This is a genomic window from Amycolatopsis sp. NPDC057786 (assembly GCF_042797905.1).
Taxonomy (GTDB): Bacteria; Actinomycetota; Actinomycetes; order Mycobacteriales; family Pseudonocardiaceae; genus Amycolatopsis.
In genome coordinates this window covers 1-17,232 of record NZ_JBHVKW010000108.1, presented here as the reverse complement: position 1 = coordinate 17,232, position 17,232 = coordinate 1, and the positions used below count along the sequence as shown (strand labels likewise).

Sequence of the window (17,232 nt, the reverse complement as noted above, 5' to 3'; positions counted from 1 at the left end):
GACGTCACGACAGGAGACCCGACCCCGCGGGCCGCCGCAACAGGCGGCAGTCTATTGGCACCCCGCACGCAAAAAATCCGGCCCTTCTTCTCCAGTAGCCGAGATCTGTTGCGTCTGCGTACCATCCTGGCCCATGGCGGACCAGCTCATCGACGAGACCGATCGCGAGATCCTCGAACTGCTGCGGGAGGACGCCCGGCGCACGCTGGGCGACATCGGGGCCCGCGTCACGCTGTCGACCGCGGCCGTCAAACGCCGGATCGACCGCATGCAGGAGAACGGTGTCATCGTCGGCTACACCGTCCAGATCGACCACGCCAAACTCGGCTGGGCGATCGAGGCGTTCACCGAACTGCGGTTCACCGGGACCACCAAGGTCGGCGAGATCGTCCGCACCACCACCCGGATGCCGGAGGCCCAGGCGGTGTTCACCATCGCCGGCGATCCCGACGCGCTCGTCTGGCTGCGGGTACGGGACATGGGCCACCTGCAGCAGACGATCGACGAGATCCGGCGCCATCACCACGTGACGGGCACGAAGACCTTGATGGTGCTGGACTCCTGGACGCGCGGCCAGCAATGGCCCCACCCCGGCGAGGTCTGATCACGCGAGTTACGCCTTCAATCACGCGAGTCGCGCCGAAGGCCTCCCCGCCTCAGCCGCTCCCCCGTCCGCGCGAGGTACTCGCCGAATTCCGCCGGTTCCTCCACCGTGAACCCGATGTCGGTGAGCAGAAGAACGACGGCCAGCCACTCGAAGGAATCGACGTGGGCGACATACCGGCACCTGTCGTCGCCCAGGGCTTCGAAGCTCCCGTCGACCCGATGCAGACGGGCCGCGGCCTCCTCCGCGCCGACGTCCATGGTCAGCGTGATCCGGAGCGATTTCGGGCTGTGAAAGCGTTCCTGAAGGTGAGCCGCGACGTCGTCGACCGGGAGCTCACGCGGCTCGAACGCCACGTCCGTCGTCTTGGGCCCGGCGATCCGGTCGAGACGGAAGCTCCGCCAATCCCGTCTGCCGAGGTCCCACGCGTACAGGTACCACCGCCTGCCGAGCTGGACCAGGCGCATCGGCTCGACCGTCCGTGACGACGGGCCGTCCTTCGCCGTGTACGCGAACTCGAGGCACCGGCGAGCAGCGATCGCCGCGGCGAGGACGTTCAGGACATCTTGGGTGACCCGAGGCTGTTCACCGGTCCCGAACTCGACCGCGGCGAGCATCGCGTCGGTCCGCCTGCGCAGTGCCGCCGGCAGGACGCGCCGGAGTTTCGCCGCGGCACGGTCGGCCGATTCGGCGGTCAGGTCGACGCCGGTGCCGCCCGCCGCGGCGAGCCGCAGCCCGAGCACGGTGGCGATCGCCTCGTCGTGTTCCAGCATGAGCGGCGGCAGCGCCGTTCCCGCGACGAGGCGGTAGTTGCCGCCCGGGCCGCGGCTGCTCTCCACGGGATAACCCAGCCCGCGCAGGTGGTCGATGTCCCGGCGAAGCGTGCGCGGCGGGACTTCCATGGCCGTCGCGAGTTCGGCGGCGGGCCATGCCCGGCCGGACTGCAGGAGCGACAACAGCCGCAGCATCCGTTCCCGTGGTGCCGTCACGACGCCTCCCGTAATTGTGGCCGAAAACCGGCCACATCTCATCGTAACCTCGGTTCATGGCGAAAGTTGATCGTGGCCGGTGGATCACCGTCGAAGGCGCCCGCACGCATAACCTCCGCGACGTTTCGGTGCGAGTGCCGAAGCACCGGCTGACGGTGTTCACCGGCGTGTCCGGGTCCGGGAAGTCGTCGCTGGCGTTCGACACGATCGCGGCCGAAGCCGAACGCCTGGTCACCGGGAGCTATCCCGCCTTCGTGCGGAACCGGCTGCCCCAGCATCCGCCCGCCGACGTCGACCGGATCGACGGGCTGGTCTTCACCACGATCGTCGATCAGCGGCGGTTCACCGGCAACGCGCGATCCACCGTCGGCACGGCGAGCGACATCGCGCCGCTGCTGCGCCTGCTGTTCTCGCGCCTCGGCGAACCGAACGCCGGATTCTCGCCCGCGTACTCGTTCAACGATCCGGCCGGGATGTGCCCGCGCTGCGAAGGGCTCGGCGCGGTCGACGAGATCGATCTCGACCGGCTGCTCGACCGCTCACGGAGCCTGCGCGAAGGCGCCGTGCGTTTCCCGACGTTCGCGCCCGGGACCTACCGGTGGAAACGGCTCGTCCACTCCGGGCTCGTCGACCCCGATGTCCCGCTGGAACGTCTACCACCGGCGAAGGTCGAAACCCTGCTGCACGCCGAAGGACTCTCCCTCGACTCCCCCGGCCCCGACTACCCCAAACACGGCCTCTTCGACGGAATCGTCCCGCGGCTGCGGGACACGTACCTGCGCAAGACGCCCTCTCGACTCACGGCCGAGGAACAGGAGGGGCTCGCCGGAGTGGTCACCCGCGGCGTCTGCCCGGAGTGCGCGGGAACCCGGCTGTCCGAGGCGGCGCGCGGCAGCCTGATCGACGGACGGTCCATCGCGGACTGGTCGGCGCTGCCGGTCGGCGAATTGCGGGACGTCGTCGCGAAAGTGTGCGACCCGTCGGTGACGCCGCTGCTGCGGGCGATCCGCGAACGCCTCGACGCCCTGGACTCGGTCGGTCTCGGCTACCTCAGCCTGTCCCGGGAGTCGAGGACGCTGTCCGGCGGCGAAGCCCAGCGCGTCAAGATCGTCCGCCATCTCGGCAGCGCGCTCAGCGACGTCTGTTACGTGTTCGACGAGCCCAGCACCGGCTTGCACCCGCACGACGTACACCGTCTCGTCGAACTGCTGGCCGAACTCCGGGACGCGCACAACACGATCCTCGTCGTCGAGCACCATCCCGCGGTCATCGCGGCCGCGGATCACGTCATCGATCTCGGGCCCGGCGGTGGTGACGGCGGCGGGTGGATCCAGTTCGAAGGCAGTCCCGGCGAACTCATCGCGGCCGGCACCGAGACCGGGCGGATTCTCGGTACCCCGCTTCACTTCCGGCAGCGGACGCGCGCCGCACGCGGCACCGTGACGATCTCCGGCGCCCGTAGCCACAACCTGCGTGACGTCACCGTGGACGTGCCACTCGGCGTCCTGACCGTCGTCTCGGGTGTCGCCGGTTCCGGCAAGAGCACCCTGATCACGGACGAACTTCCCCGGCAGCATCCCGATTTCGTCGTCGTCGACCAGGCTCCGCTGCGCGGTGGCATCCGGTCCACGCCCGCCACGGTGCTGGGCGTCGCCGAGCCCATTCGCGAGGCCTTCGGTAAGGCCACCGGGAAACATCCGTCGTGGTTCAGCGCCAACGGCCGCGGCGCGTGCCCGGTCTGCAAGGGAAAGGGCGTCATCATCACCGATCTGGCCTTCCTCGACGACGTCCAGACCGGCTGTGACGCCTGCGGCGGCACCCGGTTCAACCCGGAGGCGCTCGCCGCGCGCCTGAACGGCAGGACCATCGCCGACGTCCTGGCGATGAACCCGGCGGACGCCGCCGTCTTGTTCGGCGAGCCCTCCGCCATCGGGCAGCGGTTGCGCTGGCTGGACCGGGTCGGGCTCGGTTACCTGACGATCGGGCAGAGCCTCGACACCTTGTCCGGCGGCGAACGGCAACGACTGCTGCTCGCCCGCCATCTCGCCGACGCCGGCCCCGCGGAAGACCTGCGCCTGGTCCTCGACGAACCGACCGCCGGACTGCACGGCAGCGACGTCGACCGGTTGCTCGCTCTCTGCGACGAACTCGTCGACGGTGGCGCGACCCTCGTCCTGATCGAACACGACCAACGGGTGATCGCGCACGCCGACCACGTCATCGACATCGGGCCGGGCGCGGGAGCCGACGGTGGGACGGTGGTGTTCGAGGGCACGCCGTCGGCACTGGCCGAGGACACCGCGTCGATCACCGGGCGTCATCTGCGAACGCGTTCCCGGCGCCGGACGGCGCCGGGAACACCCACCCGCCCGGGAACAGTTCCCGGGCGAGCGCGATGATTCCCCATCGGGCTTTGCCCGACACGCCGGTACCGAACAGTTCTTCGCTCGATCCGGTGTGATCTAGCCGACGAGCTCGCACGCCTCGTTCGCCTTCATCGCCTGGTCGAGGCCGGGCACCGCACCGGTCTTGACCGCGGGCACGTGCGAAACCAGGTCGACCCCGCTCAGGTCGAGGGCGGCCTTGGCGTATGCGACACCGCCTCTCGGCAGCAGGGTGCGGTACTCGGTCACTTTCCCCTGGAGCTCCCGGTAAAAGGCGAGCTCTCCGGCGGCGAGCGCGTTGGCGTCCTGAGCGGGCGGCGCGACCTGCGGAAGCTTCTCGAGACCCGCGGTCGCCGCCGCCAGCGCGGCGTCCAGCTTCTTCAGCGACTCTTCGGCCTTCGGCAGATCCGCCTCGGCCTTGATGTCATACCCCTTGGCCAGGCTGTAGACGATCACCCGCATGTCCTTGACCGCACCGCAGTACCCACCCGCCCAGGAGACCAACGCAGGATCCGGGCCGCTGGGAGACGGCGTCGGCGAAGGCGCGGGTTCCGGCGTAGTCGAACCGCATCCCGCGACCAGGCAGCAGACGGCGAGCGCCGCGATCGCCCGAATGCACTCTTTCATCCGGCAGAGCGTAAAGCCGTACGGCGGGCCGGCGCTCACCTGGCCTCCTCACGGTCGACGATCTTGGTGAGGAAATGCTGCTGTCCCAGCGTCCACACGTTGGTGGCCAGGAAGTACAGCAGCACCCCGATCGGCACCGGGAAGAACGCTCCAGAGACCAGCATGCCGACCGGCGCCAGGTACATCATCAGCTTGGTGATCCCCGCCGTCTCGGGGGCGGTCGCGGTCTGCCGGGTCAGTCCCGAACGCATCGAGAAGAACGTGGCCAGGCTCGCGATCAGCATCAGCGGGACCCCGACGGCGATCATGTGGACATGATCCGTGCCGAACGCGGCCAGCTCCGCCGCCGGCTGGGAAAGCCAGTTGCCGAGCTTCGCGCCGAAGAGGTCGGCGTTCAGGAACGACCGCACCCCGGCGTCGTCGAACACGTGGTTCGACGACGCGCCCGGGGTGAAATCGCGCAAAACCCAGTACAGGGAAAGGAACACCGGTAGCTGGATCAGGGCAGGGAGACAACCGCCCAGCGGGTTCGCACCGGTTTCGGCGTGCAGTTTCTGGATCTCTTTCGCCATCCGCCGGCGATCCTTGCCGTACTTCTCCTTGATCTGCCGCATCTCCGGGGCGAGCGCCTGCATACGACGGCCCGCGCGCAGCGCGGCGAGGGCGGGTTTGACCAGCAGAAGGCGCAGGGTGAAGACGAGGAAGACGATGGACAGCACCCAGGCCACGCCGGAGTCGGGACTCGAAACGGCGCCGAAAACCTTGTGCCAGAACCAGAGAATGGCGGAAACGGGGTACAGGAAGACATCGAACATGACCAGGTCACTCCGTCGGTCGGAAGGTGTGTGGGCAGGAGTGACTGCCTCACCTTCGGACGGAAGGTCAGGCAGTCGCGATACCCAGTGACGGAGCCCGGGGCCGCACACGGCCACGCGCGTCGGGATCGCGCAGGCTCAGGAACAACTGCGCGCGTTCGCGCAGGCTGATGGCGCGCACCCGCATCGCGGCGGCCGCCGGTTCGAGGCGGAAATGCGCCGCCAGCGCGAGCAGGATGGCGGCGAGGGACGCGGTCAGGGCGGCGGCCAGGCCGAGCGGGTTGGCGACCGCCACCGACGCCGTCAACGCGGTGGCCAGGCTCAGCGGGTTGAGCCCGCCGAGGGCCGGGAGCACGACGAACAACTCGGGCAGGAACAGCGCAAGCATCAGCTTGAGCCGCACGCCGAAGTAGGTTCGCTCCACGTCACCGACACTACCGGAGATATTGCGTTGCGTGATTCCCCGCGGCGCGGGCAGTCTGTCGAAATGGGTCACGTCGAGGTCGCGCACGTCGAGTACCACTTGCCCGACGGACGCCTGCTTCTCGACGATGTCTCGTTCCGGGTCGGGGAGGGCAGCGTCTGCGCGCTCGTCGGCGCCAACGGGGCAGGCAAGACGACGTTGCTGCGGTTGATCTCGGGGGAACTGTCTCCCAGCGGCGGCTCGGTGACCATCAGCGGCGGGCTCGGGGTGATGCCTCAGTTCGTCGGCTCCGTACGCGACGAACGGACGGTGCGGGATCTGCTCGTGTCGGTGTCGCCGGAAGCGCTCCGCGACGCTGCCCGCGCGGTCGACGAGACCGAACTCGCCTTGACGGAACGCGACGACGAAGCGAACCAGATGGCGTACGCGCAGGCGCTCGGCGATTGGGGCGACGCCCGCGGCTACGAAGCCGAAGTCGTGTGGGACAAATGCACGACGGCGGCGCTCAATCTGCCGTACGAGAAGGCGCGCTGGCGCGAGGTGCGCACGCTGTCGGGCGGCGAACAGAAGCGGCTGGTGCTGGAGGCGCTGCTCCTCGGCGGGTCCGGCGTCCTCCTGCTCGACGAGCCGGACAACTACCTCGACGTCCCCGGCAAGCAGTGGCTGGAAGAGCGGCTGCGCGAGACCCAGAAGACCGTGCTGTTCGTTTCGCACGACCGGGAACTCCTCGCGCGGGCGGCGAACAAGATCATCAGCGTCGAACCCGGGCCCGCCGGCGGCGACGTCTGGGTGCACGGCGGCGGCTTCGACAGCTACCACCAGGCACGCGCGGAACGCTTCGAGCGCTTTGAGGAACTCCGCCGCCGCTGGGACGAAAAGCATGCCCAGCTCAAGAAACTCGTGGCCGACATGCGGCAGTACGCCGCGCGCAGCGACGAGATGGCTTCGCGATATCACGCCGCGCAGACACGTCTGCGGAAATTCGAGGAGGCCGGAGCGCCCGCCGCTCCCCCGCGCGAACAGAAGATCACGATGCGCCTGCGCGGCGGACGGACCGGCGTCCGCGCCGTCACCTGCGAAGGGCTCGAACTCCGCGGCCTGATGAAACCCTTCGACCTGGAGGTCTTCTACGGCGAGCGGGTCGCGGTGCTCGGCTCGAACGGCTCCGGGAAATCGCATTTCCTGCGGCTGCTGGCAGGCGAGGACGTCGCGCACGACGGACTGTGGAAACTCGGTGCCCGCGTCGTCCCCGGCCACTTCGCGCAGACGCACGCCCATCCCGAACTGCTCGGGCACACGCTCGTCGACATCCTTTGGACCGGCTACGCGCGCAGCCGCGGGCCCGCGATGAACATCCTTCGCCGGTACGAACTCGACGGCCAGGGCGACCAGCGGTTCGAGAAGCTGTCCGGCGGCCAGCAGGCGCGGTTCCAGATCCTGCTGCTGGAGATCGGCGGCGCGACGATCCTGCTCCTGGACGAGCCGACCGACAACCTCGACCTCGCGTCGGCGGAGGCACTGCAGCAGGCGCTGGAAGCGTACGAAGGCACCACGATCGCGGTGACGCACGACCGGTGGTTCGCGCGCTCCTTCGATCGGTACCTCGTGTTCGGCTCGGACGGGCACGTGCGGGAAACCGCGGAACCGGTATGGGACGAGCGGCCTGTGCAACGCGCCCGGTGACCCACTCGGGTCAGGAAAAGCGACACACCAACGAGAGGTCGCCTTCAGCGGCTCCGTCGTGTGCTTGAATGCCGCCGCGTGCCGACACCCTAGTGCCCGCGTCGTCCCCAGCCTGGAGTTCTCGTGAAGGCCGCTGCCATCCCCTTCGCCATCGCGGCCTTGTGCTGCGCGGCGTTCCTCGTGAGCTTCCTTCGCGACCGACGCCGGCTGCGGAACGGCTTCTACCTCTTCTTCGCGTTGCTGTTCCTCGGCGTGACTTTCATCGCGCTGCTCGCCTCGGTGTCGCCCGAGGCGGCGGGGTTCGTCGCGGTCGGCGTGATCCTGCTGATCATCCCGACGGTCCTCGCGTTGACGGTCTTCCTGATCTGCAACGGGATCACCATGCTCCGCCGCGAGGGGCGCCGGCTGGCCAACGTCCTTTCGCTGCTGACGGGGCTCGGCATCTGCGCGCTGGTCGTCTTCAACGCGACGGTCACGCAACTCGCCTGGGAGCCGCTCGACATCGTCCGGGGCATCCTGAACGGAATCGTCGTCTACTTCTCGTTCCTCTTCGTCTGTTTTCTCCTGTACTCGATCGTCTACGGCCGCATCCGCACCGAAAAGGGCGTGGACTTCGTCGTGGTGCTGGGCTCGGGCCTGTTGGACGGGCACAAGGTGCCGCCGCTGCTGGCCGGTCGCCTGGACCGGGCCAAACGCGTCATCGACGCCGAAGCCCGGCGCGGCCGGGAACCGATGGTGGTCACCTCTGGCGGGCAAGGCCCCGACGAGGACCTGCCGGAGTCCCATGCCATGGCGGGCTATCTGGTCGAGAACGGGCTGCCGAGGGAGCGGATCCTCCTCGAAGACCGGTCGCGGACGACTTTCGAGAACCTCACCTTCAGCGCCGAGATCATGGAGCGGCACAAGGCGGACTACCGGTGCACGGTGGTCACGAACAACTTCCACGTGCTCCGCGCCGCCCTCATCGCCCGCCGTGCCAAGGTGAACGGCCAGGTCATCGGGTCGCCGACGGCCTGGTACTTCTGGCCGAGCGCCACCCTTCGCGAATTCGTGGCCATCCTGGTGGACCACAAGTACAAGAACCTGGTCTTCTGCGGGCTCATCGTGCTTTCGCAGGTCTCGCGCGCCTTCTCATGAGCGGTACGGACGTTGGCGCTCAGGTACCTTTTTGATTTCCGGCCCGGTACCGAGGCCGGTCCCGGTGAGCGCGCGTGTTGCGAAAGCCACTTTCGCAACACGCACGACGGCCCGGCCGACGAAACCGGCACCCCCGCACGAAGGCCGGGCACTCCCGCTCGGAGCGGCGTGACAAATCCCCGCATCCGTTTGACAACACCGTTTTCGCGGGGCCATCGTCCTGCGCATGAGCGCTTACACCCGGCAGGCGATGGCGCGGCTGTTCGACCGGACCGCGGAGACCTACGACGCGCTCGGCGTCGACTTCTTCGGCGCGTTCGCCGCGGAACTGCTCGACCGGGTCCGGCTCGTGCCCGGCGAGCGCGTGCTGGACGTCGGCTGCGGCCGCGGCGCGGTGCTGTTCCCGGCGGCGGAGCGGGTCGGCCCCGCAGGATCGGTGCTGGGGATCGACCTTTCCGCGGAAATGGTCGAGCGCACCGCGAAGGATATCGAGACACGCGGCGCCAACGCCTCGGTTTCCCTTATGGACGCCCAAGAACCGACGCTGGACGACGCCGCCTTCGACGCCGTCCTCGCGTCGTTCGTGGTGTTCTTCCTGCCGGATCCGATCGCCGGGCTGCGATCTTGGCATCGTCTCCTCGCCCCCGGCGGCAGGCTGGGCGTCACCACGTTCGGCGCCGACGATCCCCGGTGGGCGGCCGTGCGCGAGGTGTTCAAACCGTTCGTTCCGCCGGAGCTGGCCTGGACGCTGGCCATCAGGGCGGGGCTGTTCGCCACCATCGAAGGATTCGGCCAGGCCGTGGAGTCGGCGGGCTTCACCGGGGTCACGTCCGTGGAACGCGTCTATCCGGTGAAGTTCGCCGACCCCGGGCACTGGATCACCTGGTCCTAGTCGCACGGCCAGCGGATGTTCTGGGAGCTGATCCCGGCAGGCCGTCTCGACGCCGTGCGCCAGGCCGTGCTCGCGGAGCTCGAACCGCTCCGCGAGCACGACGGGAGCGTGGTGCTCGCGCAGACCGTGCGCTACACCCTCGCCCACCGCGGTTGACGGCTCACAACGCGAGCCTCGGCCAGGACGCCGTGTCCCGTGCCAACTGCCGGTCGTGCGTGGCGATCACCACCGCGGCCGGGGTCGTTCCGAGCGCGGCGGTCAGCTCGTCGACGAGCGCGGCGGAGAGGTGGTTGGTCGGCTCGTCCAGCAGCACGACGTGCGGACGGCGAGCCAGCACCAGCGCCAGATCCAGCCGCCGCCGGGCGCCGACCGACAGTTCGGCCACCGGCCGGTGCCGGTCGTAGCCGGCGAGCAGTCCCAGTTCGCCCAGCCCCGGCCCGGGGATCCCGGTCCTGGCGAGCTGCTCGTCGTACAGCTCCATCGCCGTCCGCCTGCCCGGCAGCTCGGATTCCTGGCCCAGCCTGCCGATCCGCGCGGACCGCGAACGCGTGACCGTGCCGGTCCCGGGCTCCAGCTCCCCGGCCAGCACGGCCAGGAGCGTCGATTTGCCCGCGCCGTTGCGGCCGGTGACGACCAGCCGGTCGCCGCTTTCCAGCGTGAGATCGACCGGACGCGCGAGCCGCCCGGCCACCGTCACCCCGGCGGCGCGCAGAAGCGCCGCGCCTCCGTGCGCCGGTAGCTCGGGCATCGTGAACCGGGCGGGTGGCGGCGGAACGGCGACCACGTGCTCGGCCAGCTCTTCCTGCCGCCGGTGGACCGCGCGGACCAGTCCGGGCGCGCGCGTGGCGCGGACGTGCCTGCCGGTGCCCTTGGGCGGCCGCCAGTTGTCACGCAACCGGTTCCGCGCCGCGGACAGGTCGTCGGCCAGCCGTTGCCGCTCGGCGATCTGCTCGGCGTGCGCCGACTCCCAGCGGGCACGTTCGGCTCGCCGGGCCTCCACATAGGCCGCGTATCCGCCGCCGTAGACGCGTGGCCGTCCGTCGCTCGACGGATCGAGGTCGATCACCGTGGTGGCGACGTCCGCGAGCAGGGCCCGGTCATGGCTGACCAGGACGACCACGCCCGGATGGGCGCGCAACCGCTCGGTGAGATGGTCGAGCCCCGCCGCGTCGAGGTGGTTGGTCGGCTCGTCGAGCAGCAGGACCGGATGCCCGGCGCCGAGCAAGCAGGCCAGCCGGACCCGGTGCCGCTGCCCGACCGAAAGTGTCCCGAGTGGACGGTCGCGATCAGCGACGGCGTCCAAGGCCGCCAAGGACACTTCGACCCGCCGGTCGGCGTCCCACGCGTCGAGGGCCTCGGCTTCTTCGAGCGCGGCGGCGAAGGCGTCGTCGGATCCGGGACGTCCGTCGCTGAGCGCTTCGGTGGCGGCCTCGAGCCGGGCCAGCGCGCCGCGGACGGCGGCCAGTTCGAGGTCGATCAACGCGCCGACGGTGTCGGTCGTCCCGAGCGGGATCTGCTGGTCGGCGACACCCGCCGAACCGGATCGGTGCACCTCGCCGCGGTCTGCGGCCAGGTCACCGGCGAGGACCCGGAGAAGTGTGGTCTTGCCGCGACCGTTCTCCCCGACGATGGCGACGCGCTCGCCGGCCGCGGCGACGAGGTCGACTCCGGACAGGACGGGCCGTCCCCCGAAGGAGAGGTGGACGCCGGACAGGCGGACGTGCGCCGCGCGCACAGGCGCGGGCGAAAGGGGGGATGACATGAAGGAACTGCCTCCGGTGAAGGTGATGAGCAGGAAGAACGAAGTCCGGTACCGCGGCTCGCGGTACCGGTGGAGGCGTCGTTCCTCAGAGGAACAGCAGTTGCTGCATCACGATCACGAGGGTAGGTCAGGTCCGCGGAGCGGCGCATCCGATTTTCGGAACCACACGTTCGCACCATTCCGGCACCTGCCGATCACCCCACGGAGACCCCCTTTAACCTGCGACGACACGCCTCTCCTAGCCCGCGATCACGGCTTCAAACCACCACTTTCGGGGGTCACCCTCAGGTGCATCACGACGGTTGCCGTGCCCACCGGACCGTTCGACGGTGGGCTTCTCAGCAGGCATCTTCCGAGAGGAGCGGGACCGATGGCGAAGACCATGCAGCCGCAGGAACTCATCGACAGTGCCGTGGTCGACCCGACCGGCAACAAGCTCGGCAAGGTGGGCAACGTCTACCTCGCCGACGCGACGCGCCAGCCGGAATGGATCACCGTCAAGACGGGCCTGTTCGGTACCAAGGAAAGTTTCGTCCCGCTGTCCGGAGCGCACGCGGACCAGGACGGCGTGCACGTCCGCGTCGACAAGGACGCGGTCACCGACGCACCCCGTATCGAGGCCGACGGCCATTTGTCCGCGGAGGAGAGCGCGCGGCTCTACCGGCACTACGGGCTGCCCATGCCGCGGACCTCGCCGGACGGCCGAATGGACGATCGGGCGCGGGGCCGGGGCGACACCGGCCGGACCAGGGCCGGAACGGAATCCGGCAGGAAACACCCGGACGCCGAGCCCGCCATGACAAGGTCCGAGGAGCGGCTGAACGTCGGCACCGAGCAGGTCGAGACCGGCCATGTCCGGCTGCGCAAGTACGTCGTCACCGAGGAACAGCAGGTCACCGTTCCGGTCAGCCACGAGGAAGTGCGCGTCGAACGGGAGCCGATCACGAAGCCGGGCGGCGAGCCCGCCGAGATCGCCGAGGACGAGCAGGACGTCGTGCTCCACGCCGAGAAACCGGTGGTGAACAAGGAAACCGTCGCGGTGGAGCGGGCGAGGCTCAAGACCGAGACCGTCACCGAGGACCAGACGGTCTCCGGCAAGGTGCGCAAGGAACAGTTCGAGGTCACCGACGACGAAGGCAAGCACCGCAAGTCGTGATGCCGGGTTTCAGCGCAGGCGCCGGGCGCGCGCGGCCGCGACCACGAAACCGGCTGCCACGGCACCCGCGAGCGCACAGCCGACACCGAACAGCACCGCGGGCTCGTGCACTCGCAGGACCGAGACGCACAGCCACGCCGACGCGCCGAACAGCAGTCCGAGCACCGGGCCGCCGACGAGCGCGCCGCGCCGGCGGTGACCGTTCCGGATGGTCCGCAGGCCGGATTCCAGGTACGCCAAGGCGAACAGGGCGAGGATCAGGCTGCCCGCGCCGAGCGCGCTCGCGAGCGGATGCTGCCGTGTGACGACGGCGAACGTCCTCGGGACGCCGTCGGCCGTCAAGGTCGCGGTCACCGCTCCGCCGACGATCCAGCGGGAGAGCCCGGGAAAAGTGAGATCGGCACGGAAACCGTCGCCCTCGGGTTTCGTCACCGCCGACGCGGATCCGAGCGGGATCCCGGCGGCCGAAAGGTCGAGGGTCACCTGGTGCGGGCGCCCCTCGCCGGTCACCGCGAACGTCTTGCTGAGGTCCACGGGCGCGGACGAGGCCGCGACGCCGTCGATCTTCAGTGTGGTGGCCTCGTGCGGCAGGCGTTCCGGGGTGAGCAGGGTGAGCACCACGAGCGCGATCGCGGCGGCCGCCGCGGTCAACCGGAACCAGAGCACCGCGCCGGGCCGGGGCTCTGGTTCGAAGCTCGCGCGGGTCGCCGACAGTGTCGATCCGGCGCGGGGCGGCGGACCGGTCTTGTCGGGCCGTCGACGGCCGTCGCGCCGAACGCGGAGATCACCCGAGGGGTGAGGTGCCGCACCGGCACCCGTGAGCGTTCCAGCCAGCCTGGCCCGTACACGGCGGTGGCGGCCGAGGCGAGGTCGGCCGCGAAGGTCTCCGCGTCGCGGTACCGGGAGTCGAGTTCGCGCGAGAGGCTGCGCATGACGACACCGGCGATCGGCGAAGGCACGCCGTCGATCGGGCGCGGATCGGTGAACATGTGCTGGCGCATCATGCTGATCGCGCCGCGGGTGTTGTCGAACGGCAGTTTCCCGGACAGCAGTTCGTAGAGCACCGTGCCCGCCGAGTAGACGTCGGCCGCCGGGCTCAGCGCGTTGCCCATCGCCTGTTCGGGCGCGATGTAGGCGGGTGTGCCGAGGACCTCGCCGCCGTGGGTGACAAGGGTGGCGCCTTCGCTGATCACCTTCGCGATGCCGAAGTCGGCCACCTTCATCACGCCTTGGGTGGTGAAGAGCAGGTTCTTCGGCTTGACGTCCAGATGCAGCACGCCCGCTTCGTGCGCCGCGTGGAGCCCGGCGAGCATCGCCAGCCCGATCGCGCAGGCCTGCTCCCCGCCGATTTCCCCGCTGCGGAAGCGACTGTGCACGGTGCCGCCGTCGAGGCGTTCCATCACCATCAGATGCTCGCGGCCGGTGCGCACGTAGTCGTACACGGGAACGATGTGCGGATGGTCGAGGCTGGCCAGCACGCGCGCTTCGCGATCGAAGAGCTCACTGCTGGCGGCGTGGTTCAGCACGTCCCACGGCAGCTGTTTGATGGCGACGTCGCGGCGCAGCGAACGGTGGACGCCGGCGAAGACGACCCCCATCCCGCCCTGGCCGATCGCGGCCCCGATCTCGTACTGCGGCAGCGCGGCGACGACCTCGGCGGGTGCGCTCATCGGTTGAATTCCTTGGTGGAGTCGGGAAAGCGGACCGTCTCGTCACCTGTTGGTCCGGGTGCGGGGGTCAGGTAACCGAGCAGGAACGCGATGACGGCGGCGCCGAGGACCACCGGGATCTCGATCGCGGGCTCCGGCGGGACGAGCCGCAGCACCGACAGCGAGACGACGGCGACGAGCCCGGTGCCGAATCCGGCTGGCAGGAAACGCAGACCGCGACGCCACCGGTTGACGGGAAGCCGGTGGCGGGCGAGCGCGAGCAGGGCCGTCAGCCACGCCAGCACGGTGAGCACGAGCATCGCGAGCCCGAAAGCACCGTAGACCGACCAGAAGGACCCGCGGATGTCGGCGACCGTGGTCGCCTCGCCGAGGGTGCCGCGCTGGGCGTCCAGCAGTTCGACCGTCGACGGGAGAAGCCCGATCGCCTGACCGGAGAGGTCGGCCATGTCCAGGACGAAGGTCCTGGTGACGCGACTGTGCGCGGGGACTTCGAACGGCGCCGTGGTGTCGTAGGCGAAGAAGGTCAGGGCGAGCGCCACGCCGGACACCCGCACACTGCGGACCTTGACCGCGGTGCCGCCGCTGTTGGTCGCCGTGACGGTGAGTTCGAGTGGTTTCGCCGGATCGATCACGACGGTGGCGTTGGTGATCGGCCGATCGTCGAAGGTGACCGCCAGGTCGAGTCCGCCACTGTCCGCGACGGCCGGTGGCGAGCCGAGGAGGACCGCGCACAGACCCAACGCAACCCCTGCCGCGATGACACGTCCCATTTTGCGCATCCCCTGTTTTCCTTATCCGGCTGGTCCGGAATGCTACAGCGAGTTCTTACCGGAGAGGGACGTCCCAATGCGTATCGTGGTTCGCCTGATATTCGGCACCGTGACCGGGTTGTTGTTCCTGCTTTCCCAGGTGGGAGCGGGAAACGCGCAGCAGTCCCCTTATCAGTCCACGGTTGGTTTGAAACCTTCGAGCGGCCCCGCGGGGACTTCGTTCACCATTTCCTGGAATTTCTCTCCGTGCAAAGGACCGATTTCTTTCACCTGGGACGGAACGGCCATTACGTCGGTCAGCGCGCCCAGTGGGCAGACCGGGGCGATGGTGCCGGGCAACGCGACGCCCGGCGGCCACACCGTCACGGGAACCTGCACGAACGCGCGGACCGGACAGCCGTTGACCGGAAGCGCGACCTTCCAGGTGACCGGGACGGTGACCACGGCGCCGCCGACGACGAAGGTGCCCCCGACGACGAAGCCGACCGTCCCGGTGACCACCCCGACCAGCCCCGGAACGACCACCACCCCGGTCACCACGACGACGCCGCCCCCGACGACACCACCGTCCACAACGGACACTCCCCCGCCGGCGGACGTCCCGTCGTCCAGCAGCACGCCGCCGCGCCCGGACGACCTGATCCTCGACCGGCCGACCGTGCGGCCCGGCGACGCACTGTCCGCGACCGGAAAGGGGTGCGTGCCCGGTGAGCGGGTCACGCTGACGTCAGACGGCGAGCGCGTCGGCGGCGCCTATGCCGACGGCACCGGCGCGTTCACCGCGGCCGTCGAGTTCACCCGGATCGAGGCGGGCAGGCATACCGTCGTCGCCGACTGCGGCGTACGACTGACCGGCGCCGTCGAGCAGGTGGTGACCAGTTCGTCAGGCGGGCACAGCGGCACCCTGGTGGTGCTGGTCTTCTTCGTGCTGGCCGGCATCACCGTGATCCGCTTCCCTTGAGGTCACCGAGGGGGCCGCATCGCCGCGAAGACCAGGAACACCGCGGCGATGAACAGGGCGGCGACCACCAGATCGATCAGGAAGCCCACTACGAGTGCGGTGATCATCGCTCACTCCTGTGCCGTCCTGGCTGCTTCGCGGCGGCGCGCGTACAGGCTGGTGAACGAAACCGTGACGAGAACGGCGATGATCACGCCCAGCGACGCCGGTGTCGGGACCTGCGGCACCGACGGCCAGATTCCGTGTGCCCAGTGCAGGACCAGCTTCACCCCGATGAAGGCGAGGATGATGGCGAGGCCGTGGTTCAGGTGTACCAGCTTCGCCAGCGCCGAGTGGAGCACGAAGTACAAGGCGCGCAAGCCCATCAGCGCGAAGGCGTTGGTGGCGAACACGAGGTACGGGTCTTCGGTGATGCCGTAGACCGCCGGTACCGAATCGACCGCGAACACCACGTCGGTGGCGAACACCGCGACGACCACGACCGCCAGTGGGGTGAGCGCGCGGCGCCCGTGTTCACGCACGGTGAGCCGGGTGCCCCGATAGTCGTCGGTCACCGGCATCAGCCGTCGCAGCAACCGGACCGACCGCAGCTGCGAAAGGTCCAGCTCGTCCTTGCCGCCGGACATGGCCTCGCGCAGGATCTTGATCGCCGAGACCAACAGGATCACGCCGAACACGAGGAACGCCCAGGTGCCCGCCGACAGCATCGCCGCCCCGGCCGCGATGAACACGCCGCGAAGCACCAGCGCGCCCACGATGCCGTACAGCAGCACGCGTTGCTGCACGGGCCCCGGGACCGCGAAGGCGGCGAGCAGCAGCATGAAGACGAACAGGTTGTCGACCGACAAGGACTTCTCGACGACGAAACCCGTCATGAACTCCAGCGCCTGGCCGCCACCGAACTCGAGCCACAGCCAGAGCCCGAACACGACCGGGAGCGCGAGGTAGAAGACCGACCAGCCGACGGCTTCCCGCATCGACACCTCGTGCGGGCGACGGGTCACCGCGAAATCGGCGACGAGCAGCGCGATCAGGACGGCGATGCTGATCGCCCACAACCCCGGCGATCCCACGGTTGCCACGGACTCGGGCATGAAGCCTCCTCGAACTCGAAGTTCGAGGTCTCCTTCACCCCGGTGGGGCGGCCTCCCGGGGACACCAGCGGAGCGTCCGTATTGACCGGGCAGACCCTTGGGAAGTACTCCCCTCGCCGGCCCAGTATCGCACTTGGTAAAGAGTTATTAAAGGGTGGGTCAAGTGAACCCCTCAGCCCACCACGCACCACGTCGTGCGCGGGGGCGCAACTCGCGTGTTTCCAGCCGTAACTCGCGTGATTGGAGGCGTAACACACGACACCG

16 protein-coding genes and 1 pseudogene are annotated in these 17,232 nt (G+C 69.3%); 8 read left to right on the top strand and 9 right to left on the bottom strand.

Annotation, left to right across the window (positions count from 1 at the left end; all coding sequences use genetic code 11):
• Positions 1-133: 133 nt before the first annotated feature.
• Positions 134-604, top strand: a complete 471-nt coding sequence (locus ACFVM3_RS35490) for an Lrp/AsnC family transcriptional regulator (RefSeq protein WP_378444268.1) — start codon at positions 134-136, stop codon at positions 602-604.
• A 17-nt stretch (positions 605-621) separates the two neighbouring features.
• Here the strand turns inward: ACFVM3_RS35490 and ACFVM3_RS35485 are convergent, their stop codons facing one another.
• Positions 622-1,593: a helix-turn-helix transcriptional regulator gene (locus tag ACFVM3_RS35485; protein WP_378444267.1), complete on the bottom strand. Its 972-nt coding sequence runs from the start codon at positions 1,591-1,593 to the stop codon at positions 622-624.
• 56 nt (positions 1,594-1,649) lie between these two features.
• Here ACFVM3_RS35485 and ACFVM3_RS35480 point away from each other — a divergent pair, with 56 nt between their 5' ends.
• Positions 1,650-3,992 (top strand): excinuclease ABC subunit UvrA, encoded by a 2,343-nt coding sequence (locus ACFVM3_RS35480; protein ID WP_378444266.1) that lies wholly within the window; start codon positions 1,650-1,652, stop codon positions 3,990-3,992.
• Between the two features lie 63 nt (positions 3,993-4,055).
• Here the strand turns inward: ACFVM3_RS35480 and ACFVM3_RS35475 are convergent, their stop codons facing one another.
• The 3 genes from ACFVM3_RS35475 to ACFVM3_RS35465 form a co-directional block, all read right to left on the bottom strand.
• Positions 4,056-4,604, bottom strand: coding sequence for a hypothetical protein (locus tag ACFVM3_RS35475; protein WP_378444265.1), 549 nt, complete (start codon positions 4,602-4,604; stop codon positions 4,056-4,058).
• Positions 4,605-4,639: 35 nt separating this feature from the next.
• A complete protein-coding gene (gene yidC, locus ACFVM3_RS35470; RefSeq protein ID WP_378444264.1) occupies positions 4,640-5,419 on the bottom strand; it encodes a membrane protein insertase YidC in 780 nt (259 codons plus the stop codon).
• A gap of 67 nt (positions 5,420-5,486) precedes the next feature.
• Positions 5,487-5,843 (bottom strand): DUF6412 domain-containing protein, encoded by a 357-nt coding sequence (locus tag ACFVM3_RS35465; RefSeq protein WP_378444263.1) that lies wholly within the window; start codon positions 5,841-5,843, stop codon positions 5,487-5,489.
• A 63-nt stretch (positions 5,844-5,906) separates the two neighbouring features.
• On the opposite strand from ACFVM3_RS35465, the gene ACFVM3_RS35460 reads away from it, so the two are divergent.
• The 4 genes from ACFVM3_RS35460 to ACFVM3_RS35445 all read left to right on the top strand — a co-directional run bounded on the left by ACFVM3_RS35460 (position 5,907) and on the right by ACFVM3_RS35445 (position 9,711).
• The gene (locus ACFVM3_RS35460; protein WP_378444262.1) at positions 5,907-7,526 is read left to right on the top strand and encodes an ABC-F family ATP-binding cassette domain-containing protein; all 1,620 of its coding nucleotides are present in this window, start codon (positions 5,907-5,909) and stop codon (positions 7,524-7,526) included.
• Positions 7,527-7,649: 123 nt separating this feature from the next.
• Complete coding sequence (locus ACFVM3_RS35455) at positions 7,650-8,663, top strand: YdcF family protein (RefSeq protein WP_378444261.1); 1,014 nt, start codon at positions 7,650-7,652, stop codon at positions 8,661-8,663.
• Positions 8,664-8,889: 226 nt separating this feature from the next.
• On the top strand, positions 8,890-9,555 hold the full coding sequence (locus tag ACFVM3_RS35450; RefSeq protein WP_378444260.1) for a class I SAM-dependent methyltransferase: 666 nt from the start codon (positions 8,890-8,892) through the stop codon (positions 9,553-9,555).
• A 15-nt stretch (positions 9,556-9,570) separates the two neighbouring features.
• Positions 9,571-9,711, top strand: a complete 141-nt coding sequence (locus ACFVM3_RS35445) for a hypothetical protein (protein WP_378444259.1) — start codon at positions 9,571-9,573, stop codon at positions 9,709-9,711.
• A gap of 4 nt (positions 9,712-9,715) precedes the next feature.
• Here the strand turns inward: ACFVM3_RS35445 and ACFVM3_RS35440 are convergent, their stop codons facing one another.
• Complete coding sequence (locus ACFVM3_RS35440; RefSeq protein ID WP_378444258.1) at positions 9,716-11,317, bottom strand: ABC-F family ATP-binding cassette domain-containing protein; 1,602 nt, start codon at positions 11,315-11,317, stop codon at positions 9,716-9,718.
• A 370-nt stretch (positions 11,318-11,687) separates the two neighbouring features.
• Between ACFVM3_RS35440 and ACFVM3_RS35435 the strand changes: the two genes are divergently transcribed.
• Complete coding sequence (locus ACFVM3_RS35435; RefSeq protein ID WP_378444257.1) at positions 11,688-12,473, top strand: DUF2382 domain-containing protein; 786 nt, start codon at positions 11,688-11,690, stop codon at positions 12,471-12,473.
• A gap of 9 nt (positions 12,474-12,482) precedes the next feature.
• On the opposite strand, the pseudogene ACFVM3_RS35430 reads toward ACFVM3_RS35435, so the two are convergent.
• From ACFVM3_RS35430 to ACFVM3_RS35420, 3 genes and pseudogenes are all read right to left on the bottom strand, one after another.
• Positions 12,483-14,143: pseudogene (locus ACFVM3_RS35430) on the bottom strand (serine/threonine-protein kinase).
• Positions 14,140-14,913, bottom strand: a complete 774-nt coding sequence (locus ACFVM3_RS35425; protein WP_378444256.1) for a hypothetical protein — start codon at positions 14,911-14,913, stop codon at positions 14,140-14,142. The pseudogene ACFVM3_RS35430 and the gene ACFVM3_RS35425 overlap by 4 nt, the downstream one beginning before the upstream one ends.
• 171 nt (positions 14,914-15,084) lie before the next feature.
• A complete protein-coding gene (locus tag ACFVM3_RS35420) occupies positions 15,085-15,357 on the bottom strand; it encodes a hypothetical protein (protein ID WP_378444255.1) in 273 nt (90 codons plus the stop codon).
• Here ACFVM3_RS35420 and ACFVM3_RS35415 point away from each other — a divergent pair.
• The gene (locus ACFVM3_RS35415; protein WP_378444254.1) at positions 15,350-15,874 is read left to right on the top strand and encodes a hypothetical protein; all 525 of its coding nucleotides are present in this window, start codon (positions 15,350-15,352) and stop codon (positions 15,872-15,874) included. The genes ACFVM3_RS35420 and ACFVM3_RS35415 overlap by 8 nt on opposite strands.
• A gap of 110 nt (positions 15,875-15,984) precedes the next feature.
• Here the strand turns inward: ACFVM3_RS35415 and ACFVM3_RS35410 are convergent, their stop codons facing one another.
• Positions 15,985-16,968 carry a TerC/Alx family metal homeostasis membrane protein gene (locus tag ACFVM3_RS35410; protein ID WP_378444253.1) on the bottom strand — a complete coding sequence of 328 codons (984 nt, stop codon included), beginning with the start codon at positions 16,966-16,968 and terminating at the stop codon, positions 15,985-15,987.
• Between the last annotated feature and the right edge of the window lie 264 nt (positions 16,969-17,232).

Coding starts and splice junctions, on each gene's coding strand:
- ACFVM3_RS35490 (WP_378444268.1), top strand. CDS start 134: ATGGCGGACCAGCTCATCGACGAGACCGATCGCGAGATCCTCGAACTG.
- ACFVM3_RS35480 (WP_378444266.1), top strand. CDS start 1,650: ATGGCGAAAGTTGATCGTGGCCGGTGGATCACCGTCGAAGGCGCCCGC.
- ACFVM3_RS35475 (WP_378444265.1), bottom strand. CDS start 4,604: ATGAAAGAGTGCATTCGGGCGATCGCGGCGCTCGCCGTCTGCTGCCTG.
- yidC (WP_378444264.1), bottom strand. CDS start 5,419: ATGTTCGATGTCTTCCTGTACCCCGTTTCCGCCATTCTCTGGTTCTGG.
- ACFVM3_RS35460 (WP_378444262.1), top strand. CDS start 5,907: ATGGGTCACGTCGAGGTCGCGCACGTCGAGTACCACTTGCCCGACGGA.
- ACFVM3_RS35450 (WP_378444260.1), top strand. CDS start 8,890: ATGAGCGCTTACACCCGGCAGGCGATGGCGCGGCTGTTCGACCGGACC.
- ACFVM3_RS35445 (WP_378444259.1), top strand. CDS start 9,571: ATGTTCTGGGAGCTGATCCCGGCAGGCCGTCTCGACGCCGTGCGCCAG.
- ACFVM3_RS35440 (WP_378444258.1), bottom strand. CDS start 11,317: ATGTCATCCCCCCTTTCGCCCGCGCCTGTGCGCGCGGCGCACGTCCGC.
- ACFVM3_RS35435 (WP_378444257.1), top strand. CDS start 11,688: ATGGCGAAGACCATGCAGCCGCAGGAACTCATCGACAGTGCCGTGGTC.
- ACFVM3_RS35425 (WP_378444256.1), bottom strand. CDS start 14,913: ATGGGACGTGTCATCGCGGCAGGGGTTGCGTTGGGTCTGTGCGCGGTC.
- ACFVM3_RS35410 (WP_378444253.1), bottom strand. CDS start 16,968: ATGCCCGAGTCCGTGGCAACCGTGGGATCGCCGGGGTTGTGGGCGATC.